Consider the following 21,883-nt stretch of genomic DNA (forward strand, 5'->3'; position numbering starts at 1 on the left):
ACGCCAATCACGAAGGGAGGCACCAAAATGGCTCGTAGCTTAAAAAAAGGACCATTTGTCGATGATCACTTAATGAGCAAAATGGAAAAATTAGTTGCATCTGAGCAAAAACAAGTTGTTAAAACTTGGTCTCGCCGTTCAACAATCTTCCCTCAGTTCATCGGACACACAATCGCTGTATATGATGGTCGTAAACACGTACCTGTGTACATCACTGAGGATATGGTTGGCCATAAGTTAGGTGAATTCGCACCAACTCGTACGTACAAAGGTCACCTTGCTGACGATAAGAAAACTAGAAGATAATGAGAGGAGGCACTTCAATGCAAGCTAAAGCAGTAGCGAGAACAGTTCGTATTGCTCCTCGTAAAGTTCGTTTAGTAGTAGACTTAATCCGAGGTAAGCAAGTGGGTGAAGCGATTGCTATCCTTAACCACACACCAAAAACTGCTTCTCCAGTTGTAGAAAAAGTTTTAAAATCTGCAATCGCAAATGCAGAGCACAATTATGAGATGGACATTAACAACCTAGTTGTAGAAAAAGTTTTCGTTGACGAAGGTCCAACGTTAAAACGTTTCCGTCCACGTGCAATGGGTCGTGCAAGCCAAATTAACAAACGCACAAGCCACATCACAGTTGTGGTATCAGAAAAGAAGGAGGGATAATCGATGGGTCAAAAGGTTAATCCAATTGGTCTTCGTGTCGGCGTTATCCGTGACTGGGAATCTCGTTGGTTCGCTGAGAAAGATTACGCTACATTATTACATGAAGACATCAAAATCCGTGAGTACATTAATGTACGCTTAAAAGATTCTGCTGTTGCTAAAGTAGAAATCGAACGTGCAGCAAATCGTGTAAATGTTACAATTCACACTGCAAAACCTGGTATGGTAATTGGTAAAGGTGGTACTGAAGTTGAAGCACTTCGTAAAGCTCTTAACCAATTAACAGGCAAGCGTGTACACATCAACATTTTAGAAGTTAAGAGAGCTGATCTTAACGCTAAATTAGTAGGCGAAAACATCGCTCGTCAATTAGAAAACCGTGTATCATTCCGTCGTGCACAAAAGCAAGTTATTCAACGTGCTATGCGTGCAGGTGCTAAAGGTATTAAAACACAGGTTTCTGGTCGTCTTGGCGGAGCTGATATCGCTCGTGCAGAATCTTACAGTGAAGGAACTGTTCCACTTCATACACTTCGCGCTGATATTGACTATGCAGCAGTTGAAGCTGATACAACATACGGTAAATTAGGCGTAAAAGTATGGATCTACCGTGGAGAAGTCCTTCCTACAAAAAAGAAAGCTTCTGAGGAAGGAGGAAAATAATATGTTAATGCCAAAACGCGTAAAATATCGTAGAGAGCATCGTGGTAAAATGCGTGGTCGTGCTAAAGGTGGAACTGAAATTGCTTTCGGTGAATTCGGTTTACAAGCACAAGCTGCTTCATGGATTACAAACCGTCAAATCGAAGCTGCTCGTCGTGCAATGACTCGTTACATGAAACGTGGCGGTAAAGTATGGATTAAAATTTTCCCTTCTAAACCTTACACTGCAAAACCTCTAGAAGTACGTATGGGTTCCGGTAAAGGGGCACCAGAAGGCTGGGTAGCAGTAGTAAAACCTGGGAAAATTATGTTCGAAATCGCGGGTGTATCTGAAGAGGTAGCACGCGAAGCATTACGTCTTGCAGCTCACAAGTTACCTGTGAAATGTAAATTCGTAAAACGTGAAGAAAATGGTGGTGAATCTAATGAAAACTAATGATATTCGTGAATTAACCACTGCCGAAATCGAAACAAAAGTTAAAGCTTTAAAGGAAGAGTTGTTTAATCTTCGCTTCCAACTTGCTACAGGACAATTAGAGAATCCAACTCGCATTCGTGAAGTGCGTAAAGCAATTGCTCGTATGAAAACTGTAGTTCGTGAAAGAGAGATCGGAATTAATCGATAAATTGAGGGGAGGTTTGCATAGTGAGCGAACGTAACCAACGCAAAGTTTATACTGGTCGTGTAGTGTCTGACAAAATGGACAAAACGATTACAGTTTTAGTTGAAACTTACAAAACTCATTCCTTGTACGGAAAACGTGTTAAGTATTCTAAGAAGTACAAAGCCCATGATGAGCAAAACCAAGCGAAACTTGGCGATATCGTTAAAATCATGGAAACTCGCCCGCTTTCTGCTACTAAGCGTTTCCGTTTAGTTGAAATCGTTGAAGAAGCGGTTATTATCTAAATAGACGAATCGGAATTTTTAGTCCGAAGGGAGGTTTCATAACATGATCCAACAAGAATCTCGTTTGAAAGTTGCTGACAACTCTGGTGCACGTGAACTTTTAACAATTAAAGTATTAGGCGGCTCTGGTCGTAAATATGCTAACATTGGTGACATTATCGTTGCTACGGTAAAACAAGCAACACCAGGTGGCGTTGTTAAAAAAGGTGACGTTGTTAAAGCAGTAGTAGTACGTACGAAGAGCGGAGCTCGTCGTCCGGACGGTTCTTACATCAAATTTGATGAAAACGCAGCGGTTATCATTAAAGACGATAAGAGCCCACGTGGTACTCGTATCTTCGGACCAGTAGCTCGTGAATTACGTGATAGCAACTTCATGAAGATCGTTTCTTTAGCTCCAGAAGTTCTATAATTTAAGGTATTGCCTTGCTAAGGAGGTGCAGAATTAAGATGCATGTAAAAAAAGGTGATAAAGTACAGGTAATCACTGGTAAAGACAAAGGAAAACAAGGCGTTATCCTTGTGGCTTTCCCAAAGCAAAACCGTGTTATCGTTGAGGGTGTCAATATCGTTAAGAAGCACTCTAAGCCATCTCAATTAAATCCACAAGGTGGAATTATTACTAAAGAAGCACCTATTCACGTTTCTAACGTTATGATTTTAGATCCGAAAACAGGTGAACCTACTCGCGTAGGCTTCAAAGTAGAAGATGGTAAAAAAGTTCGTATTGCAAAAAAATCTGGTGAATTATTAGATAAATAATTTTCTTAAGAAAGGAGGTCACTTCATTGAATCGCCTTAAAGAGAAGTTCCAAAAGGAAATTACTCCTGCTCTAGTGAGCAAGTTTAACTATAAATCTGTAATGCAGGTACCAAAAATCGAAAAGATCGTAATCAACACTGGTGTTGGTGACGCGGTATCTAACTCAAAAGCGTTAGACAACGCAGTAGAAGAATTAACACAAATCACAGGTCAAAAACCTGTTGTAACTCGTGCTAAAAAATCAATCGCTGGTTTCCGTCTTCGTGAAGGTATGCCAATCGGTGCGAAAGTAACTTTACGCGGCGAGCAAATGTATGAGTTCTTCGACAAATTAGTATCAGTTTCTTTACCACGTGTACGTGATTTCCGTGGTGTTTCTAAGAAATCATTCGATGGTCGTGGAAACTATACATTAGGTGTTAAAGAGCAACTTATTTTCCCTGAGATTGATTATGATAAAGTAAGCAAAGTCCGCGGTATGGACATCGTAATCGTTACTACAGCGAAAACTGATGAAGAAGCTCGTGAACTTTTAACACAATTCGGTATGCCATTCCAAAAATAATGGAAGCCAACGCTAAGTAGAGGAGGCGAAAACGTGGCTAAAAAATCTATGATAGCGAAACAAAAGCGTACTCCTAAGTTTAAAGTACAAGAGTATACACGTTGCGAACGCTGCGGTCGTCCGCATTCTGTATACCGCAAATTTAAACTTTGCCGTATTTGTTTCCGTGAACTTGCATATAAAGGTCAAATTCCTGGTGTTAAAAAAGCTAGTTGGTAAAACCCACAAATGGGAAGGAGGTAAAACACATGGTGATGACAGATCCAATTGCAGACATGCTTACTCGCATCCGTAATGCGAACATGGTACGTCATGAGAAATTAGAGGTTCCTGCTTCTAAAATCAAAAAAGAGATCGCTGAACTTTTAAAACGTGAAGGTTTCATTCGTGATGTAGAATACATCGAGGATAACAAACAAGGTATCCTTCGTATTTTCCTGAAATATGGTGCAAACAATGAACGTGTAATCACTGGATTAAAACGTATCAGTAAACCTGGCTTACGCGTTTACGCTAAAGCTGACGAAGTACCACGTGTACTTAACGGATTAGGTATCGCTCTTGTTTCTACATCTAAGGGAGTAATGACAGACAAAGACGCTCGTCAATTACAAACTGGTGGAGAAGTAGTAGCATACGTTTGGTAATATATATTTAAAACGAACGGAGGTGTGACCACATGTCTCGTATTGGTAAAAAGATTCTTGAAATCCCTGCAGGTGTTACTATTACAGTTGCAGAAGACAATACTGTAACAGTAAAAGGCCCTAAAGGTGAATTAACTCGTACTTTCAATGCTGATATGCTTATCAAAATTGAAGAGAATACATTAACAGTTGAGCGTCCATCTGAACAGAAGGAACACCGTGCATTACACGGTACAACTCGTGCTTTAATCGGAAACATGGTTGAAGGTGTAACTGAAGGTTTCGCACGCGGACTTGAATTAGTCGGTGTTGGTTACCGTGCTCAAAAACAAGGTGATAAACTTGTATTAAGCGTAGGTTATTCTCATCCAGTAGAAATGACTCCGGAAGCAGGTCTTGAAGTTGAAGTACCTGCACCAACTAAGATCGTAATTAAAGGTATCGACAAGCAACGTGTTGGCGAATTCGCTGCTAACATCCGTGCTGTACGTGCTCCTGAGCCTTACAAAGGTAAAGGTATTCGTTACGAAGGCGAAGTTGTTCGTCGTAAAGAAGGTAAAACTGCTAAGTAAACCCGTTAGGTGAGAGAAAGGAGTGACAAGAATGATCACTAAAGCTGATAAAAATGCGACTCGTAAGAAAAGACATGCACGTGTACGTGCTAAACTTACTGGTACTGCAGAGCGTCCACGTTTAAACGTGTTCCGTTCTAACCAACATATTTACGCTCAAGTTATTGATGATGTGAATGGTGTAACGTTAGTAAGTGCATCTACTCTTGATAAAGACCTTGCTCTTAACGGTACTAGCAATATTGAAGCTGCTACGAAAGTTGGAGAATCAGTTGCTAAGCGTGCTGTAGAGAAAGGCGTTAAAGAAGTAGTATTTGATCGCGGTGGTTACTTATACCATGGCCGTGTTAAAGCTCTAGCTGAAGCTGCTCGTGAGGCTGGATTACAATTTTAATGGTCAAAGGAGGGAAAATTGATGCATCGCATTGACCCAAGTAAATTAGAACTTGAAGAACGTGTAGTTACGATAAATCGTGTCGCGAAAGTTGTTAAGGGTGGTCGTCGTTTCCGCTTTGCTGCACTAGTTGTAGTTGGCGATAAAAACGGTCATGTTGGATTCGGTACTGGTAAAGCACAAGAGGTACCAGACGCAATCCGTAAAGCTATCGAAGACGCTAAGAAAAACTTAATCGCTGTACCATTAGTTGGTACAACAATTCCACACACAATCAACGGTCATTTTGGCGCTGGTGAAGTATTCTTAAAACCTGCTGCTGAGGGTACTGGTGTTATTGCTGGTGGACCTGTTCGTGCGGTCCTTGAATTAGCTGGTGTACAAGATATTCTTTCGAAATCTCTTGGTTCTAACACACCAATCAACATGATTCGCGCTACTGTGAACGGATTAAGCGAACTTAAGCGCGCTGAAGATGTTGCAAAATTACGCGGTAAATCTGTAGAAGAGCTACTAGGTTAAGGAGGGAAAACAAATGGCGAAAAAGTTAGAAATTACCCTCACTCGTAGTGTAATTGGTCGTCCACAAGATCAACGTGCGACGGTAGAAGCTTTAGGTCTTAAAAAGTTGAATTCAACTGTAGTTAAGGAAGAAACTCCTGCTATTCTTGGTATGATCAACAAAGTTTCTCACCTTGTAACTGTAAAAGAAGCTTAAGGATAACTCATTAATATAAGGAGGTGCCTGGGAATGAAACTTCATGAATTAAAACCTGCAGAAGGTTCTCGTAAAGTACGTAACCGTGTCGGTCGTGGTATCGGTTCTGGTAACGGTAAAACTGCTGGTAAAGGTCATAAAGGACAAAACGCACGTTCTGGCGGCGGTGTTCGTCTTGGCTTCGAAGGTGGTCAAACTCCATTATTCCGTCGTTTACCAAAACGCGGCTTCACAAACATTAACCGTAAAGAGTTTGCTATTGTAAACTTATCAACGTTAAATCGTTTTGAAGATGGTACAGAAGTAACACCTGAATTATTGCTGGAAACTGGCGTTATCAGCAAGTTAAACGACGGTGTTAAAGTTCTTGCAAGCGGAGCAGTAGAGAAAAAACTAACTGTTAAAGCGCACAAGTTCTCTTCAAGTGCTAAAGAAGCAATTGAAGCAGCTGGCGGATCAGTTGAGGTGATCTAATGTTTCGTACAATCTCCAACTTTATGCGCGTTGCTGAGATAAGACGTAAAATATTATTCACTTTAGCGATGTTAATCGTATTCAGGATTGGCACGTTTATCCCCGTGCCATTTACAAATGGAGACGTACTGAAGGCACAAGATCAATTAAATGCTTTAGGTATTCTAAATACATTTGGCGGTGGAGCCTTGAAAAACTTCTCCATCTTTGCGATGGGAATCATGCCGTATATTACAGCATCCATCATCGTGCAATTATTGCAGATGGATGTTGTTCCTAAATTTTCGGAATGGTCGAAGCAAGGTGAAATGGGCCGTCGTAAATTAACGCAATTCACGCGTTACTTTACAATTGTTCTTGCGTTTATTCAGGGGTTTGGTATGTCAATCGGTTTTAACGGTATGGTAGGTGGACAATTAATTTTGAATCCAGGTTGGAGCACTTATTTATACATTGCTACGGTACTGACTGCTGGTACTGCATTTTTAATGTGGTTAGGTGAACAGATTACAGCTAAAGGTGTAGGTAATGGTATTTCCATCCTTATCTTTGGCGGTATTGCCGCAGCGATCCCAAGTGTTATATCTCAAGTGTATCAGCAACAGTTTCAAAATATCGGAGATCAATTGTTCATGAGTATCGTTAAAGTTGCATTGATTTTACTAGCTGTGCTAGCAGTTATTGTGGGTGTTATTTTCATTCAACAGGCTGTTAGAAAGATCCCAATTCAATATGCGAAGCGTGTAACAGGAGGAAATGGTGGTTATGCTGGAGCACAAAACACACATTTACCGCTTAAGGTAAATAGTGCTGGTGTTATTCCAGTAATTTTTGCTGTTTCATTCTTAATTACGCCTCCGACTATTGCACAGTTCTTCCCGAAACATGATGTATCGCAGTGGATTATTGCAAACTTTAACTATTCTCACCCAGTGGGAATGATCATATATGTTGCGCTCATTGTAGCCTTCACATATTTCTATGCATTTGTTCAGGTTAATCCAGAGCAAATGTCAGAGAATCTAAACAAGCAAGGTGGATATGTTCCAGGTATTCGTCCGGGTAAGAATACGGAACAATATCTAACAAAAATCTTGTATCGTTTGACCTTTGTAGGATCAATTTTCCTAGCAGCGATTGCAATCTTACCAGTTATCTTTACGAAATTGGGAAATCTTCCTCCATCTGCACAGATCGGTGGAACGAGTATGTTAATCGTTGTCGGCGTTGCTTTAGAAACAATGAAGCAGCTAGAAAGCCAACTGGTAAAACGCCATTACAAAGGGTTTATCAAGCAGTGAGTAAGTGGGAAGAATTGTCTTCCCTACATGCTCATGTACTCTGAGGGGGAACAAGGATGAACTTAATTTTAATGGGGCTTCCTGGTGCTGGTAAAGGTACACAAGCCGAACAGATTGTTGCCAAGTATAACATCCCTCACATTTCAACAGGAGACATGTTCCGTGCAGCTATGAAGGCTGAAACTGAAATGGGTCTACAAGCAAAATCTTTTATTGATAAAGGTGCACTTGTTCCAGATGAAGTTACAATCGGAATCGTTCGTGAACGTTTAAGTCAAGACGACTGCGTAAGAGGTTTCTTACTAGACGGTTTCCCACGAACTGTTGCACAAGCATCAGCTCTTGAAGAAATTATGAAAGATCTTGGCAAAAAAATCGACTATGTTTTAAACATTAATGTGGATTCAGGGTTGTTATTAAAACGCCTTACAGGCCGTCGCATTTGTAAAGAGTGCGGTGCGACTTACCACTTAGAATTCAATCCACCAGCAAAAGCTGATGTGTGCGATAAATGTGGTGGCGAATTATATCAACGCTCTGATGACAATGAAGAAACTGTAGCAAATCGTTTAGATGTAAATATTAAGCAAACAAAACCTTTGCTTGATTTCTACGAAGAGCTTGGTTACTTACAAAGCATTAATGGTGAGCAAGATATCAATAAAGTATTTGCTGATATCGATGTTCTCATCGGAGGCTTAGCGTAATGATAATCTGCAAAACTCCTCGCGAGATAGAAATCATGCGAGAAGCTGGCAGGATCGTTGCTTTGACTCATCAAGAGTTGAAACAGCACATTACTCCAGGAATTACAACGAAAGAGCTCGATCAAATAGCGGAAAAGACGATTCAAAAATATGGTGCTACGCCATCTTTTAAAGGATACAACGGATTTCCGGGGAGCATATGTGCTTCTGTAAATGAAGAGCTTGTACACGGAATTCCAGGGAAGCGCAAGCTCAAAGAGGGCGATATCATCAGTATCGATATTGGTGCGAAATACAATGGGTACCATGGAGATTCTGCATGGACGTATCCAGTTGGAAACATTTCTGAATCTGTTCAAAAGCTACTTGATGTCACAGAAAAATCGTTGTATCTTGGTCTAGAACAAGTAAAACCAGGCGAGAGATTATCAAATATCTCACATGCGGTTCAAACCCATGCTGAAGAGAATGGATTCTCGATCGTTAGGGAGTATGTTGGTCACGGAATCGGGCAAGACTTACATGAGGACCCACAAATCCCGCACTATGGTCCACCAAATAGAGGCCCTAGATTAAAGCCGGGAATGGTCATCTGTGTTGAGCCGATGGTGAATCAAGGAAGACGATATGTAAAAACACTATCTGATGACTGGACAGTGGTAACGGTAGATGGTAAATGGTGTGCCCATTTTGAGCACACGATTGCTCTTACAGAAGCAGGATACGAAATCCTTACCACTTTATAAGTAGCTGGCTCTCCGGGATTTCAGAGCAGTGTAAAATGTTACTGATTTGAAGAAGGGAGAACTATTGAATGGCTAAAGATGATGTAATTGAAGTCGAAGGTACCGTTCTTGAAACGTTGCCAAATGCTATGTTCAAAGTAGAATTAGAGAATGGGCATGTCGTATTGGCTCACGTTTCTGGTAAAATCCGTATGAACTTCATTCGTATTTTACCAGGAGACAAAGTTACGGTAGAATTATCTCCGTACGATTTAAATCGTGGTCGTATTACGTACCGTTTTAAATAATATAGCACTCCGTAATCTTTAAGGAGGTTCGAGACATGAAAGTAAGACCGTCAGTTAAACCAATCTGCGAAAAATGTAAAGTTATTCGTAGACGTGGAAAAGTAATGGTTATTTGTGAAAACCCTAAACATAAACAAAAACAAGGTTAATCAGAAGGAGGTGCATTCGTAATGGCACGTATCGCAGGTGTAGATATTCCTCGAGACAAACGCGTTGTTATTTCTTTAACTTACGTATTCGGCATTGGTCGCACAACTGCTGAAAAAATTCTTGCTGAAGCAGGTATTTCTGAAGAAACACGAGTTCGTGATTTAACGGAAGACGAATTAGGACGTATCCGTGATATCATCGATCGTATTAAAGTTGAGGGAGACCTTCGTCGTGAAGTATCTCTTAACATCAAACGTCTAATGGAGATCGGTTCTTACCGTGGTCTTCGTCACCGTCGTGGTTTACCAGTTCGTGGTCAAAACTCTAAAAACAATGCTCGTACACGTAAAGGTCCACGTCGTACAGTAGCAAATAAAAAGAAATAATAAGTAAAGGAGGTTGAACTAACAATGGCACGTAAAACAAACACTCGTAAAAAACGTGTGAAAAAGAATATTGAAGCTGGTATAGCTCATATTCGTTCTACTTTCAACAACACAATCGTAACACTTACAGATACTCACGGTAACGCACTTTCTTGGTCTAGTGCTGGTGCACTTGGTTTCCGTGGATCTCGTAAATCTACTCCATTCGCTGCGCAAATGGCTGCTGAAACTGCTGCTAAAGCTGCAATGGAACACGGTTTAAAAACTTTAGAGGTTACTGTTAAAGGTCCTGGTGCTGGTCGTGAAGCTGCAATTCGTGCTCTTCAAGCTGCAGGTCTAGAAGTAACAGCAATTAGAGATGTTACTCCAGTTCCTCATAATGGATGTCGTCCACCAAAACGTCGTCGTGTGTAATTTTTCTGTATAGAATTTTCCCTTTTGTCTATAATGGATATGATGCATTATCGAGAAATTTCGTACAGAAACATCGCTTGTTGTGCACAATCGGGAACTGCCTAAGGGGGACTTTCGGTTAGACAGGGGTTATACCTTTGTTTAACCGGGGTTTCGACGTTTTGAAGGAGGGTTTAGTTAATGATTGAAATCGAAAAGCCGAAAATCGAAACGGTTGAACTTAACGAAGATGCTAAATATGGTAAATTCGTAATTGAACCGCTTGAGCGTGGATATGGTACTACTTTGGGTAACTCCTTACGTCGTATTCTTTTATCCTCACTCCCTGGTGCCGCTGTTACTGCTATCCAAATCGATGGCGTATTACATGAATTTTCAACAGTTGAGGGCGTAGTAGAAGACGTTACGACGATCATCTTAAACTTGAAAAAGTTAGCTCTTAAAATCTACTCTGAAGAAGAGAAGACGTTGGAAATTGATGTACAGGGCGAAGGTATTGTCACAGCTGCTGATATTACTCACGATAGTGATGTAGAAATCTTAAATCCAGATTTACACATTGCAACGTTAGCAAAAGATGCGCATTTCCGCGTGCGTTTAACTGCAAAGCGTGGCCGTGGGTATACGCCAGCTGATGCAAATAAAAGCGAAGATCAACCAATAGGAGTAATTCCTATTGATTCTATTTATACTCCAGTATCACGTGTGACTTACCAAGTGGAAAAGACACGTGTCGGACAAGTGGCTAATTATGATAAGCTTACGCTTGATGTATGGACGGATGGAAGCATCGGGCCAAAAGAAGCTATCTCTTTAGGTGCCAAAATCTTAACTGAGCATTTAAATATCTTTGTTGGTTTAACTGATGAAGCACAAAATGCTGAGATTATGGTCGAGAAGGAAGAAGATCAAAAAGAGAAAGTTCTTGAGATGACTATCGAAGAACTAGACCTTTCTGTTCGTTCTTATAATTGCCTAAAACGTGCAGGAATTAATACTGTACAAGAGCTTGCGAACAAAACAGAAGAAGATATGATGAAAGTTCGTAACTTAGGACGTAAATCCTTAGAAGAAGTTAAACATAAACTTGAGGAATTAGGTTTAGGTTTACGTAAAGACGACTGAGGATTTAAACCCATCAACAAAGGAGGGAACTACGAATGGCATACAGAAAATTAGGCCGTACAAGTGCGCAACGTAAAGCTATGTTACGTGATTTAGCTACTGATTTAATTATCAACGAGCGCATCCAAACGACAGAAACTCGTGCAAAAGAACTTCGTTCTGTAGTGGAAAAAATGATCACTTTAGGTAAACGCGGAGATCTTCATGCTCGTCGTCAAGCAGCAGCTTTCATTCGCAATGAAGTAGCTAACGCTGAGACTGGTCAAGATGCACTTCAAAAACTATTCGCTGATGTAGCTCCACGCTATGCTGAGCGCCAAGGCGGATACACTCGTATTGCAAAAATTGGTCCACGTCGCGGAGACGCAGCACCAATGGTAATTATCGAGTTAGTATAATGATAATTAAAAGGGCAGGACAGTTCTTTTCAAGAAACTGGTCATGGCCCTTTTTTTTAAATATAAAAATAGGCTAACTTGGCGAAGGAAAGGGTGCCTTCTATTGAAAAAAGAGAAACTTCGGATAGAAAATATATCATTTCAATATCCTGGGGCAGCCACTTATGCATTAAAAGATGTTTCATTTTCCTTATATGAGGGAGAATGGGTATCTATTATTGGACAAAACGGTTCAGGAAAGTCTACACTTGCAAAATTATTGAATGGTTTGTTTTTGCCAGAAGCAGGGACTATTACAGTAAATGATACAATGGTTTTATCAGAGGAAACGGTATGGGATGTTCGAAAACAAATTGGAATGGTATTTCAAAATCCAGATAATCAATTTGTTGGAACGACAGTGCAAGATGATGTTGTATTTGGCTTGGAGAATATCGGAATGCCAAGAGAACAAATGATTGAAAGATTAGAACAGGCCTTGCAACTTGTCCGTATGGAAGATTTTCTTAATGATGAGCCTCATTCCTTATCTGGTGGGCAAAAGCAGCGAGTGGCAATAGCAGGCGTTTTAGCACTTCAACCATCTATTTTAATACTAGATGAAGCAACGTCAATGTTAGACCCTCAAGGGAGACGTGAAGTAGTAGAAACGGTTAGACAACTTGTTACTCAAAAAGGTATTACCGTGTTATCAATTACGCACGATTTAGAAGAAGCGGCACAGTCAGATCGTGTCATTATTTTAAATAAGGGAGAAATATTAGAGGAAGGGACTCCAGAAAAAATTTTCAAATCCTCTCATATGCTCCAAGAAATTGGCTTAGATGTACCGTTTTCGGTGAAAATAGCAGAATTATTAAAAAGAAATGAAATTCTCTTGCAAAATACGCATCTTACAATGGAAAGCTTGGTGAACGAACTTTGGAGATTACATTCCAAAAAGTAGAACATCGTTATCAATATAAAACTCCATTTGAAAGACGCGCACTTTATGATGTAGACGTGTCGTTTCCAAGTGGGGGCTATTATGCCATTATCGGTCATACTGGTTCAGGAAAGTCGACGATGATTCAACATTTAAATGGTTTATTGCAGCCGACAAATGGTACAGTTCAAATTGGTGAACATTTGATTTCGGCAGGAAAGAAAGAAAAAAAGCTAAAGCCACTACGTAAAAAAGTAGGGGTTGTCTTTCAATTTCCAGAACATCAGTTGTTTGAAGAGACTGTGGAGAAAGATATTTGTTTCGGCCCTACTAATTTTGGAGTATCTGTAGACGAAGCAAGGAAAAAGGCTAGAAAGGCAATTGAACTTGTAGGGCTAGAACCAGAACTGTTAACACGTTCTCCGTTCGAATTAAGTGGTGGACAAATGAGACGTGTTGCTATAGCGGGTGTACTGGCAATGGAACCTGAAGTGCTTGTATTAGATGAACCTACAGCAGGACTAGATCCAAAAGGGCAGAACGAACTTATGGAGATGTTTTATAAGCTGCACAAGGAGAAGGGTCTTACAGTCATCCTTGTAACGCATAATATGGAGGATGCTGCTCAGTATGCGGAGCAGATTGTAGTTATGCATAAAGGAACGGTCTTTTTGCAAGGAAGTGCAGAGGAAGTATTTTCACATGCTGATGAACTAGAGAAAATTGGTGTGGATCTTCCTATGTCATTAAAGTATAAACGTGCAATTGAAGAGAAGTTTGGTATTTCAATTCCAAAGGCTACCTTATCTTTAGAGGATCTTACTCATGAAGTTGTGCAGGTGTTACGAAAAGGTGGTCATGAATCATGCAGCAGTTGATTATTGGGAGATATATCCCGGGGAATTCACTTATTCATCAACTTGATCCACGTACGAAGCTGCTGATTGTCTTTTTATATGTATTTGTTGTTTTCTTAGCAAATAATGCGATTTCATATGGATTTTTATTTTTATATGCACTCATTGCTTTATTTTTTGCAAAAGTGCCGATTCGTTATGTACTTTCGGGCTTAAAACCAATTTTATGGATTTTTCTTTTTACATTTTTCCTGCATATTTTTACAAATAAAGAGGGGGATGTACTATTCCAGCTTGGTTGGTTTTCGATATATGAAAAAGGATTAGAGCAAGGGATATACATTTCTGTACGATTCTTCGTTATTATTTTAATGACGACATTATTAACGTTAACGACGACACCTATTGAAATTACAGATGGTTTGGAGACGTTATTAAAGCCGTTGAAGCGTATAAAGGTTCCTGTTCATGAAATCGCATTAATGATGTCAATTTCTCTTCGTTTTATCCCGACATTAATGGATGAAACGAGTAAAATAATGAAAGCACAAGCGTCACGTGGTATTGATTTTGCCGGGGGACCGATAAAAGATAGAATGAAAGCTATTATTTCACTGCTCGTTCCTCTGTTTATCAGTGCTTTTAAGCGTGCAGAGGACTTAGCCATTGCGATGGAAGCTCGTGGATATCAAAGTGGTGAAGGACGTACTAAATTTAGGCAACTACGCTGGAAAACAAGCGATACAGTAACGATTGTCAGCTTATTTTGTTTAGCTTGTATTTTGGCATGGGTGCGATCGTAATGGAGAATAGAGAAATGGATAGAATAAAATGTACGGTTGCATATGATGGCATGCATTTTTGTGGTTATCAAATTCAGCCGAACCATCGTACTGTTCAACAGGAGATAGAAAAAGCATTGCAGAAATTGCATAAGGGAGAACTTGTTCGTGTTCAGGCATCTGGTAGAACAGATTCTACAGTTCATGCAAAAGGACAAGTAATACACTTTGATACTCCTTTGTCTCTTGAAGAGTGGCAATGGAGTAATGCTTTAAATACAATGTTGCCAGATGATATTGTTATTAGGCAAGTAGAGAAAAAAACAGAAGAATTTCATGCACGTTACGGTGTTGAGAAAAAAGAATATCGTTATCGTGTATTATTATCAAAGACTGCGGATGTATTCCGTAGAAATTACGTATATCAATATCCATACCCGCTCGAAATCAACTCTATAAGAAAAGCAATTCCTTATTTTATTGGAACGCATGATTTTACTTCTTTTTGTTCGGCAAAAACTGACAAAAAAGATAAAGTGCGAACAATTTATGAAATCGAGTTAATTGAACAAGATGATGAAATAATTTTTCGTTTTGTAGGTAATGGATTTTTATATAATATGGTCAGAATTATTGTTGGTACGTTACTTAGCGTAGGGCAAGGAAAGCTTGATCCTGATAGCATTCCAGAGATTTTAGCGAAACAAAATCGTCAGTTTGCTGGAAAGATGGCTCCAGGTCATGGGCTTTACTTATGGGAGGTAAACTATAACAACTAATCCTGGTGTAACATTTGCTTGACATTAGAAACTCAAAAGTATATCATAACATATGGTATTGTTTCTAAAACCACGATTAGCCCCGGAAGGAAATCGTGTTTAAGATAAACAATAGATTTTTTCTATGGAAAAGATAACGAGGAGGGAAACACATGCGTACGACTTTTATGGCAAAAGCTAACGAAGTTGAGCGTAAATGGTATGTGGTTGATGCTGAAGGTCAAACTTTAGGTCGCCTTGCTAGTGAAGTAGCATCCATTTTACGTGGTAAAAACAAACCTACATTTACACCACACGTTGACACGGGTGATCATGTAATTATTATTAACGCTGAGAAAATTCATTTAACAGGTAATAAATTAAACGATAAAATTTACTACCGTCACACTAACCACCCAGGTGGACTTAAGCAAAGAACAGCTCTTGAAATGCGTACAAACTACCCTGTACAAATGTTAGAGCTTGCAATTAAAGGCATGCTTCCAAAAGGACGCTTAGGCCGTCAAGTTTCTAAGAAACTTAACGTGTATGCTGGAGCAGAGCATCCACACCAAGCACAAAAACCAGAAGTTTACGAACTTCGCGGATAATTAATTAAAGGAGGGCTTACTTTGGCACAGGTTCAATACTATGGCACTGGACGTCGTAAGAGTTCAGTAGCGCGCGTACGCCTAGTTCCAGGCGAAGGACGCGTTATCATTAACGGTCGTGATTTTGAAAACTATATCCCATTTGCTGCATTACGTGAAGTAGTGAAACAACCTCTAGTTGCAACAGAAACTTTAGGTAACTACGATGTACTTGTAAACGTAAATGGTGGTGGATACACTGGTCAAGCTGGTGCTATTCGTCACGGTATTTCTCGCGCTTTATTAAAAGCTGATCCAGAATACCGTCTAACATTAAAACGTGCAGGTCTATTAACTCGTGACGCACGTATGAAAGAGCGTAAAAAATACGGTCTTAAAGGCGCACGTCGTGCACCTCAGTTCTCAAAACGTTAATTTTTGCGAACTACAAACCCCAACCATTTTGGTTGGGGTTTTTTTATGTTTCATTCCTCTTTTGCAATTTTTATAGCTTGGAATATTTTAGTGCTACCGCCGCGCGTATGCTTCTTCTTTAGAAGTTTAGACTAATACGTATTAGGGAGGTTTATATGTACTATGAATGTCATTGTCAGCTTACAAGAAAAACAAAAAGAAAAGCAGTTAAAATACGAGCGGAAGATGTTGCGGGAATTATCATTAAAAACATTGCGTTCAAATATTCGTGATGCCTTTCAAATGCAAGAGCTTCATCGTCAGTATGAAGATTACTGTATTGAATTAGGGATAGAATCTTATTTATTAGGAGCGAGATACAGTAAATTTGGTTATTATGGTGAATCGTTTTTTGATGTGAAATATAGAGCTTTAGAAGAAGAACAACAATTAACTGAAACGCTATTTCAATTTTTAACGAGTATGACTATGCGAGAAATAAAGTTGAAAGATGAGGAGTTACTTTTTGAATCTTGTCAGCAGTTTATAGGATTGTGGTGGCAAGAAGGGTATGAAAAAGGTGAAAGAAGATATCGATTAAAGCTTCATTAAGACAAGCATAAACTTTCCTCTTGTCCCATATAAGTAATTAGAGGGACTAGCTGGAGGAGGAAAGGTATGAAGAGAATTCGAATTATCTCTTTTGCACTCGCTGCGGTTGTATTGTTTTTTTTAGTCAAGCAAGAATTTCAAATTACAAAATCGTGGCGAGCTTGGAATTTACCCTTATCAGGGAAAGTAATTGTATTAGATGCTGGGCATGGTGGACCAGATGGAGGGGCTGTTGGTGGAAAGGATATTATAGAAAAGGATATTACGCTTGAAATTACAAAAAAGGTACAAGACTATTTACAAGAACAAGGTGCACTAGTTATTTTAACGCGTGAGGGAGATTATGATTTAGCTAACAAAGATACAAAGTCATATAGTAGACGTAAAGCAGAGGATTTAAAAAAACGTGTAGAAATCATCAATAAACCTGATGTAGACTTTTTTGCAAGTATTCATTTAAATGCTTTAACTAGTAGTGGATCGAAAGGCGCACAAACGTTCTATTACCGCTCTTCGATTGAAAATGAACGTGCTGCAAAATTTATACAGGCTGAATTGAGAACAAGTTTAGAGAACACGAATCGTTCTGCTAAGACAATTTCGCATGTGTATTTATTAAAGTATTCTAAAACACCAGGTGCTTTAATTGAAGCCGGCTTTTTATCAAATGTGAACGAAAGGTATATGTTAAATTCGGAGAAATATCAGCAAAAGGTAGCAGCTGCAATATACCGTGGTATATTACGTTATTTCACGGAAAAAGGAAATCCTCCAGAATAAGGAGGATTTTTTTGAGCTTCTCTCGTTAACGAAGTTTTCGGAAAATATGTTATACTGGAAATGTAAACGCATTTATTTCAAGAATACGCAGAGATAAATTCAATTAACATTACGTTATTTTTCATACAGGGGGCTGGGCTAATTATGGTAACGAAAGAGCAAGTGGTTGAAGCGTTAGAAGGGATTGTAGATCCGTTTTTACATAAAACATTAAAAGAAACAAGTGCAATTAAAGAGGTAACAGTCAAGCCAGAGAAGGAACATGTGAGTGTTAAAATTGCAATCGTAAAAACCGGTACAGCGGAACAAATGCAGTTGCAGTCTGGAATTGTAAAGTTAGTAAAAGAACTTGGGGCAGCAACAGTTGGACTTCGTTTTGCAGAATTTACAGAAGAGGAATTAGCTCAGTTTGCACCGGAACAAGAAGAAGAGCAAAGTGAATCTTTATTGTCACCTAATTCAAAAACAACATTCTTAGCAGTAGCGAGTGGAAAAGGTGGCGTGGGAAAATCAACTGTTTCCGTTAACCTTGCAGTTGCTTTAGCTCGTTTAGGAAAAAAAGTTGGTATTATTGATGCGGACATTTACGGTTTTAGTGTGCCAGACATGATGGGGATAGAAAAACGTCCTATCGTAAGAGGTGACAAGATAATTCCGGTGGAACGTTTAGGTGTAAAGGTAATCTCAATGGGCTTCTTTGTAGAGGATAATGCACCAGTTATTTGGAGAGGACCTATGCTTGGGAAAATGTTAAACCACTTCTTCACAGAAGTAGAATGGGGCGATTTAGATTATTTAGTACTAGATTTGCCACCAGGCACAGGTGATGTTGCGTTAGATGTGCACTCAATGTTGCCATCTTGCAAAGAGATTATTGTAACGACGCCTCATCCAACAGCTGCGTTTGTAGCAGCGCGTGCTGGAGCGATGGCATTGCGCACTGAACATAGTATTCTTGGTGTTGTTGAGAATATGGCATATTTTGAAAGTAAGGTAACTGGTGAGAAAGAATATGTATTTGGAAAAGGCGGGGGAGATAAGTTAGCTACCGAATTACAAACGAATGTTCTTGGTCGTATTCCACTGCAACAACCCGATTGGAATAAAGAAGACTTTGCTCCTTCAGTATATGAAGATACACATACAACTGGCATTATTTATAGTAAAATAGCTGAAACAGTAATTGATAAAACAGCTGTTACACAAAAATAAAGTGAAACTTTAATCAGTGGGGTTCACCTGTTACTGACAACAATAAGGCTTTTGTTGCTAGTAAACCTTTCGCTTAATTAGAGGGGTCCATTTTGTCTGTTAATAGCAAGATAAAGTAATAACGAGTGAACAATATATAAATTGTCCACTCGTTATTATAGTTATTATTTTTTACTGTTCTTCCTTCTTCTCGCCTTGAGAACCACCGTCACCGCCTGCTTCTTTCTTACCAGATCCGCCTTTTTCAGCTTTTTGCACACCTTTACTAATGATATCAATCATCTTGGCTTGGAAGAGTGGACTTTCAGCAGTTTCTGTTAGTACTTGTTGTAGATATTGACGGTATTCTTTACTCTTCATTGTTTGTAACATCATTTTTTCTACTTCAGGATTTTTCATAATTTCTATAACGCCTGCTTGGTATTCAGGGTCTTTTAATAAGGTTTTCATTAATTGAGTTTGTTCTTTCCCCATACTTTTAGCAAATTTTGATGAGAACTCAGGATCTTTAAAGAGCTTTTCCCAGAATTGTTGCCCTTTATCGGATACCATGGCATCTTCAATCGTTTTCTTTACTACTGTTTCATCTAGTATGAGTGCTTGTTTCATTTTTTCATCAGTTAATACATCTTGAATAGCTTTCTTACCTTGATCTGTTTTTAAAATATCAACAATCATTTTCTTTGTTTGATCGTAATCTAGTTCGGATTTCGTTTCTTTTCCTTGTGCGCATGCTGCAAGTGCGATAAGTAGAAAAGAAGAAACGAAAATGAATAGCATCCGTTTCATAAGTTGGAACTCCTTTCAGCACAGTTCTCTCTTTTTAATATAAATATCTTTAAGGAATTTATACATGAACATGGCTAGCTTTTTGAAATTGTCATTGATACAATTTAATTAGAAATATAAGGATAATGGGGGATGTGTTGTGAATAGCCGCAAGTGGGTACGACTATTTTTAACGACGTTGTTTCTTGGTGGGATTAGCACAGTTATTATTGGTTTTGTTTTGGAGTGGGACAAGTACAATAAATTTTTTCAAAATTTCGACGGTAAGGAGATTTTAGCAGTATCTTTCTGGCTGATGGGTGTAGGATTTATTTTTAGTGTTATAAGTCAAATGGGATTCTTTGCATATTTAACAATCCACCGTTTTGGACTAGGGATGTTTCGCTCATCTTCTTTATGGAATGCAGTCCAGCTCTTCTTTATTGCATTCGTATTATTTGATTTTGTGTATTTAAGATCTGTACTTATTGCAAATGGGGAAGTCTCGTTAGGGAATAATATACTTGTTGCTGGAATGTTATTTGTGTTTGGAGCAATTGTTGCTTATGTAAAAAGTAAAGAAACAAATAAAAAAGCATTTGTGCCAGCTCTGTTCTTTATGGTTGTTGTAACGATCCTTGAATGGGTACCGGCGCTTCGGATTAATGATACAGATTGGTTATATTTAATGGTTATACCGCTATTGTTATGTAATGCATATCAATTACTTGTATTACATCGTTTAATCGGAAAAACAAGTAAATCAGCTTAATAGAGAGGTTTTATACAACAGCAGTTATAATGTTGTAAATGGTATGATTAAAAAAGCTCTACCACCTTCTTGAAAGGTAGTAGAGCTTTTTATGCGTGAAGAGTAGTAGGGAAGAAGCTACTTCACATCTTCACTTTTCGTACTTGTGTTGGAAATAAGTTGTGAAACGGATATTTGCTCATATCCATCACTTTTTATTTTTTGCAGGAGCAGCGGTAAAGCTCTATTTGTTTGAAGGGCAGAATCGGATGCGTGTAATAAGACGATATCTCCACCTTTCAAATTATTAGAGACAGTGGAAACGATGTTATTTACACCTGGGTTTTTCCAATCGTTTGAATTATTACTCCAATGCACGACGGTGTATCCAAGTGATTCTGCGATTTTAAGGGTTGCTTTGTTAAATTCGCCACTAGGTGGACGTAACAGCTTGACTTGTTTTACACCAAGTTTCGTAAAAACATCTTGTGCTCGTAAAAGGTCTCGTCTTATTTCATTTGTCTCTAGAGAAGTATAGGATGTGTAATTGTACCCCATACTACCGATTTCGTGTCCATCTTTCATGATTCGCTCTACAATATCGGGGTGTCTTTCGGCCCATGCAGCAGAAAGGAAGAAGGTTGCATTCTTAATTTCTTTTTCTTTAAGAGTATCTAGGATTGGAATTGCTTTTTTGTCTCCCCAACTAATATCAAACGTAAATGCAACTTGCTTTTTAGCGGTGTCTCCTTTGTAAATTACTTTAGGGCCTGTAGCAGTTGAAAAAGCAGATTCATGTGAATATGTTTTTAAAAAGAGTAGCCATGCTGTAAATAAGGACAGTATCACTATTAAGCTAATGTGTTTAAAATTTCTCTTACTCGTAATAAAAAAGAAAAACATAATATTACGCCCCTTTGTCCAATCCTTTTCAGTTACATATATGCTGGAAATATAAAAAAGAGAACAAAGGATTAATATCGTAAGTAGTGGATATAATGGATGATAGGATTGTGATAATTGAAAATGAGCGGAACGTTTATTGTTGCGTAAGGAATTATTGAGGTGATTGTTTGCTTGGGCTGATGTTGACAAAAGAAGAGAGAAAAGAAATGGAATACATATTGAAGAGAGAATTAGAGGAACTTTTATTTGATTTTGAAGATGAGCGTATTCATGAAGTTGTAAAAAAAGCTATGGAAGAAAGATATAAAATCATTTTCTGTTTATTCCGGAGAGTAGCTAACACAGAAGAATGTATTCGTTATGTAAGAAAAAGAATTTTTTATTAAAAAGTGTTGACGTTAATAGTTTGTATATGTTAAATTAATAACCGTCGCTGATGCGGAAACGCAGAAAACGACAAAAAGAAATTGAAAAGCTTAGTTGACATTAACTAACGAAGATGTTAACATAAGGAAGTCGCAAATGAGCGACCAAGTAGTTCTTTGAAAACTGAACGAAACAAACAACGTGAAACGTCAATTTTTATTTTAGATGCTAGACAAACTAACTTTATTGGAGAGTTTGATCCTGGCTCAGGATGAAC

Annotated in this window: 38 protein-coding genes; 36 read left to right on the top strand and 2 right to left on the bottom strand. The window is 38.8% G+C overall.

What is annotated here, in order from left to right:
- The first annotated feature begins 27 nt into the window (after positions 1–27).
- The 34 genes from rpsS (at position 28) to MR136_RS26815 (ending at position 18,815) form a co-directional block, all read left to right on the top strand.
- Positions 28–306 carry a 30S ribosomal protein S19 gene (gene rpsS / locus MR136_RS26650; RefSeq protein WP_000124454.1) on the top strand — a complete coding sequence of 93 codons (279 nt, stop codon included), beginning with the start codon at positions 28–30 and terminating at the stop codon, positions 304–306.
- A 17-nt stretch (positions 307–323) separates the two neighbouring features.
- Positions 324–665, top strand: coding sequence for a 50S ribosomal protein L22 (gene rplV, locus MR136_RS26655; protein WP_001148024.1), 342 nt, complete (start codon positions 324–326; stop codon positions 663–665).
- Positions 666–668: 3 nt separating this feature from the next.
- Positions 669–1,328, top strand: coding sequence for a 30S ribosomal protein S3 (rpsC, locus tag MR136_RS26660; protein WP_000529956.1), 660 nt, complete (start codon positions 669–671; stop codon positions 1,326–1,328).
- 1 nt (position 1,329) lies between these two features.
- Positions 1,330–1,764, top strand: a complete 435-nt coding sequence (gene rplP, locus MR136_RS26665) for a 50S ribosomal protein L16 (RefSeq protein ID WP_000928969.1) — start codon at positions 1,330–1,332, stop codon at positions 1,762–1,764.
- Positions 1,754–1,954: a 50S ribosomal protein L29 gene (gene rpmC, locus MR136_RS26670; protein WP_000855718.1), complete on the top strand. Its 201-nt coding sequence runs from the start codon at positions 1,754–1,756 to the stop codon at positions 1,952–1,954. Before rplP ends, rpmC begins: the two co-directional genes overlap by 11 nt.
- Positions 1,955–1,974: 20 nt before the next feature.
- Positions 1,975–2,238: a 30S ribosomal protein S17 gene (rpsQ, locus tag MR136_RS26675; RefSeq protein ID WP_000004106.1), complete on the top strand. Its 264-nt coding sequence runs from the start codon at positions 1,975–1,977 to the stop codon at positions 2,236–2,238.
- Between the two features lie 43 nt (positions 2,239–2,281).
- Entirely contained in the window at positions 2,282–2,650 is a 369-nt protein-coding gene (gene rplN, locus MR136_RS26680) for a 50S ribosomal protein L14 (protein WP_000615912.1), read from the top strand.
- A gap of 38 nt (positions 2,651–2,688) precedes the next feature.
- Positions 2,689–3,000, top strand: a complete 312-nt coding sequence (gene rplX / locus MR136_RS26685; RefSeq protein ID WP_000558200.1) for a 50S ribosomal protein L24 — start codon at positions 2,689–2,691, stop codon at positions 2,998–3,000.
- 26 nt (positions 3,001–3,026) lie between these two features.
- Positions 3,027–3,566, top strand: a complete 540-nt coding sequence (gene rplE / locus MR136_RS26690) for a 50S ribosomal protein L5 (protein WP_001080831.1) — start codon at positions 3,027–3,029, stop codon at positions 3,564–3,566.
- 33 nt (positions 3,567–3,599) lie between these two features.
- On the top strand, positions 3,600–3,785 hold the full coding sequence (rpsN, locus tag MR136_RS26695; RefSeq protein ID WP_001085700.1) for a 30S ribosomal protein S14: 186 nt from the start codon (positions 3,600–3,602) through the stop codon (positions 3,783–3,785).
- A gap of 29 nt (positions 3,786–3,814) precedes the next feature.
- Positions 3,815–4,213 (top strand): 30S ribosomal protein S8, encoded by a 399-nt coding sequence (gene rpsH, locus MR136_RS26700; RefSeq protein ID WP_000245511.1) that lies wholly within the window; start codon positions 3,815–3,817, stop codon positions 4,211–4,213.
- 32 nt (positions 4,214–4,245) lie between these two features.
- Complete coding sequence (gene rplF, locus MR136_RS26705; RefSeq protein WP_000086558.1) at positions 4,246–4,785, top strand: 50S ribosomal protein L6; 540 nt, start codon at positions 4,246–4,248, stop codon at positions 4,783–4,785.
- Positions 4,786–4,816: 31 nt separating this feature from the next.
- On the top strand, positions 4,817–5,179 hold the full coding sequence (rplR, locus tag MR136_RS26710) for a 50S ribosomal protein L18 (RefSeq protein WP_000628816.1): 363 nt from the start codon (positions 4,817–4,819) through the stop codon (positions 5,177–5,179).
- Positions 5,180–5,200: 21 nt separating this feature from the next.
- Positions 5,201–5,701, top strand: a complete 501-nt coding sequence (gene rpsE, locus MR136_RS26715; RefSeq protein ID WP_000554646.1) for a 30S ribosomal protein S5 — start codon at positions 5,201–5,203, stop codon at positions 5,699–5,701.
- A gap of 13 nt (positions 5,702–5,714) precedes the next feature.
- A complete protein-coding gene (gene rpmD / locus MR136_RS26720; RefSeq protein ID WP_001085234.1) occupies positions 5,715–5,897 on the top strand; it encodes a 50S ribosomal protein L30 in 183 nt (60 codons plus the stop codon).
- A gap of 33 nt (positions 5,898–5,930) precedes the next feature.
- Positions 5,931–6,371, top strand: coding sequence for a 50S ribosomal protein L15 (gene rplO, locus MR136_RS26725; protein ID WP_000766081.1), 441 nt, complete (start codon positions 5,931–5,933; stop codon positions 6,369–6,371).
- Positions 6,371–7,672, top strand: coding sequence for a preprotein translocase subunit SecY (gene secY / locus MR136_RS26730; protein ID WP_000490117.1), 1,302 nt, complete (start codon positions 6,371–6,373; stop codon positions 7,670–7,672). The genes rplO and secY overlap by 1 nt, the downstream gene beginning before the upstream one ends.
- 56 nt (positions 7,673–7,728) lie before the next feature.
- Positions 7,729–8,379 carry an adenylate kinase gene (locus MR136_RS26735; protein ID WP_001048989.1) on the top strand — a complete coding sequence of 217 codons (651 nt, stop codon included), beginning with the start codon at positions 7,729–7,731 and terminating at the stop codon, positions 8,377–8,379.
- Positions 8,379–9,125, top strand: a complete 747-nt coding sequence (map, locus tag MR136_RS26740) for a type I methionyl aminopeptidase (protein ID WP_000582539.1) — start codon at positions 8,379–8,381, stop codon at positions 9,123–9,125. The genes MR136_RS26735 and map overlap by 1 nt, the downstream gene beginning before the upstream one ends.
- Positions 9,126–9,193: 68 nt before the next feature.
- Entirely contained in the window at positions 9,194–9,412 is a 219-nt protein-coding gene (infA, locus tag MR136_RS26745) for a translation initiation factor IF-1 (protein ID WP_001029884.1), read from the top strand.
- Between the two features lie 35 nt (positions 9,413–9,447).
- Positions 9,448–9,561, top strand: coding sequence for a 50S ribosomal protein L36 (gene rpmJ / locus MR136_RS26750; protein WP_000868344.1), 114 nt, complete (start codon positions 9,448–9,450; stop codon positions 9,559–9,561).
- A gap of 21 nt (positions 9,562–9,582) precedes the next feature.
- Positions 9,583–9,948: a 30S ribosomal protein S13 gene (gene rpsM / locus MR136_RS26755; protein ID WP_000090788.1), complete on the top strand. Its 366-nt coding sequence runs from the start codon at positions 9,583–9,585 to the stop codon at positions 9,946–9,948.
- A gap of 24 nt (positions 9,949–9,972) precedes the next feature.
- Positions 9,973–10,362: a 30S ribosomal protein S11 gene (rpsK, locus tag MR136_RS26760; protein WP_000101798.1), complete on the top strand. Its 390-nt coding sequence runs from the start codon at positions 9,973–9,975 to the stop codon at positions 10,360–10,362.
- Positions 10,363–10,542: 180 nt separating this feature from the next.
- The gene (locus MR136_RS26765) at positions 10,543–11,487 is read left to right on the top strand and encodes a DNA-directed RNA polymerase subunit alpha (protein ID WP_000569643.1); all 945 of its coding nucleotides are present in this window, start codon (positions 10,543–10,545) and stop codon (positions 11,485–11,487) included.
- Between the two features lie 35 nt (positions 11,488–11,522).
- Positions 11,523–11,885: a 50S ribosomal protein L17 gene (rplQ, locus tag MR136_RS26770; protein WP_000331490.1), complete on the top strand. Its 363-nt coding sequence runs from the start codon at positions 11,523–11,525 to the stop codon at positions 11,883–11,885.
- Positions 11,886–11,988: 103 nt separating this feature from the next.
- On the top strand, positions 11,989–12,831 hold the full coding sequence (locus MR136_RS26775; RefSeq protein WP_000711757.1) for an energy-coupling factor ABC transporter ATP-binding protein: 843 nt from the start codon (positions 11,989–11,991) through the stop codon (positions 12,829–12,831).
- Complete coding sequence (locus MR136_RS26780) at positions 12,807–13,688, top strand: energy-coupling factor ABC transporter ATP-binding protein (protein WP_061456708.1); 882 nt, start codon at positions 12,807–12,809, stop codon at positions 13,686–13,688. Before MR136_RS26775 ends, MR136_RS26780 begins: the two co-directional genes overlap by 25 nt.
- Positions 13,676–14,470, top strand: coding sequence for an energy-coupling factor transporter transmembrane component T family protein (locus tag MR136_RS26785; protein WP_001186526.1), 795 nt, complete (start codon positions 13,676–13,678; stop codon positions 14,468–14,470). Before MR136_RS26780 ends, MR136_RS26785 begins: the two co-directional genes overlap by 13 nt.
- A gap of 14 nt (positions 14,471–14,484) precedes the next feature.
- Positions 14,485–15,228 (top strand): tRNA pseudouridine(38-40) synthase TruA, encoded by a 744-nt coding sequence (truA, locus tag MR136_RS26790; protein ID WP_002164804.1) that lies wholly within the window; start codon positions 14,485–14,487, stop codon positions 15,226–15,228.
- Positions 15,229–15,380: 152 nt separating this feature from the next.
- Positions 15,381–15,818, top strand: a complete 438-nt coding sequence (rplM, locus tag MR136_RS26795) for a 50S ribosomal protein L13 (RefSeq protein WP_001260793.1) — start codon at positions 15,381–15,383, stop codon at positions 15,816–15,818.
- A 21-nt stretch (positions 15,819–15,839) separates the two neighbouring features.
- A complete protein-coding gene (gene rpsI / locus MR136_RS26800) occupies positions 15,840–16,232 on the top strand; it encodes a 30S ribosomal protein S9 (RefSeq protein WP_000079986.1) in 393 nt (130 codons plus the stop codon).
- A gap of 162 nt (positions 16,233–16,394) precedes the next feature.
- Positions 16,395–16,823 carry a DUF2521 family protein gene (locus MR136_RS26805; protein WP_001101005.1) on the top strand — a complete coding sequence of 143 codons (429 nt, stop codon included), beginning with the start codon at positions 16,395–16,397 and terminating at the stop codon, positions 16,821–16,823.
- Between the two features lie 66 nt (positions 16,824–16,889).
- Positions 16,890–17,603, top strand: coding sequence for an N-acetylmuramoyl-L-alanine amidase CwlD (cwlD, locus tag MR136_RS26810; RefSeq protein ID WP_000822439.1), 714 nt, complete (start codon positions 16,890–16,892; stop codon positions 17,601–17,603).
- A gap of 144 nt (positions 17,604–17,747) precedes the next feature.
- The gene (locus MR136_RS26815; RefSeq protein WP_000256628.1) at positions 17,748–18,815 is read left to right on the top strand and encodes an Mrp/NBP35 family ATP-binding protein; all 1,068 of its coding nucleotides are present in this window, start codon (positions 17,748–17,750) and stop codon (positions 18,813–18,815) included.
- A gap of 171 nt (positions 18,816–18,986) precedes the next feature.
- Here the strand turns inward: MR136_RS26815 and gerD are convergent, their stop codons facing one another.
- The gene (gerD, locus tag MR136_RS26820; RefSeq protein WP_000827295.1) at positions 18,987–19,604 is read right to left on the bottom strand and encodes a spore germination lipoprotein GerD; all 618 of its coding nucleotides are present in this window, start codon (positions 19,602–19,604) and stop codon (positions 18,987–18,989) included.
- Between the two features lie 139 nt (positions 19,605–19,743).
- On the opposite strand from gerD, the gene kbaA reads away from it, so the two are divergent.
- The gene (gene kbaA, locus MR136_RS26825; RefSeq protein WP_001088527.1) at positions 19,744–20,355 is read left to right on the top strand and encodes a KinB signaling pathway activation protein KbaA; all 612 of its coding nucleotides are present in this window, start codon (positions 19,744–19,746) and stop codon (positions 20,353–20,355) included.
- Positions 20,356–20,472: 117 nt separating this feature from the next.
- On the opposite strand, the gene pdaB is transcribed toward kbaA, so the two are convergent.
- The gene (pdaB, locus tag MR136_RS26830; RefSeq protein WP_000464703.1) at positions 20,473–21,237 is read right to left on the bottom strand and encodes a polysaccharide deacetylase family sporulation protein PdaB; all 765 of its coding nucleotides are present in this window, start codon (positions 21,235–21,237) and stop codon (positions 20,473–20,475) included.
- Between the two features lie 170 nt (positions 21,238–21,407).
- Here pdaB and MR136_RS26835 point away from each other — a divergent pair, with 170 nt between their 5' ends.
- Positions 21,408–21,626, top strand: coding sequence for a hypothetical protein (locus tag MR136_RS26835; protein ID WP_000901147.1), 219 nt, complete (start codon positions 21,408–21,410; stop codon positions 21,624–21,626).
- The last annotated feature ends 257 nt before the right edge of the window (positions 21,627–21,883 follow it).

This window comes from Bacillus cereus group sp. BfR-BA-01311, assembly GCF_022664295.1.
GTDB lineage: Bacteria > Bacillota > Bacilli > Bacillales > Bacillaceae_G > Bacillus_A > Bacillus_A cereus.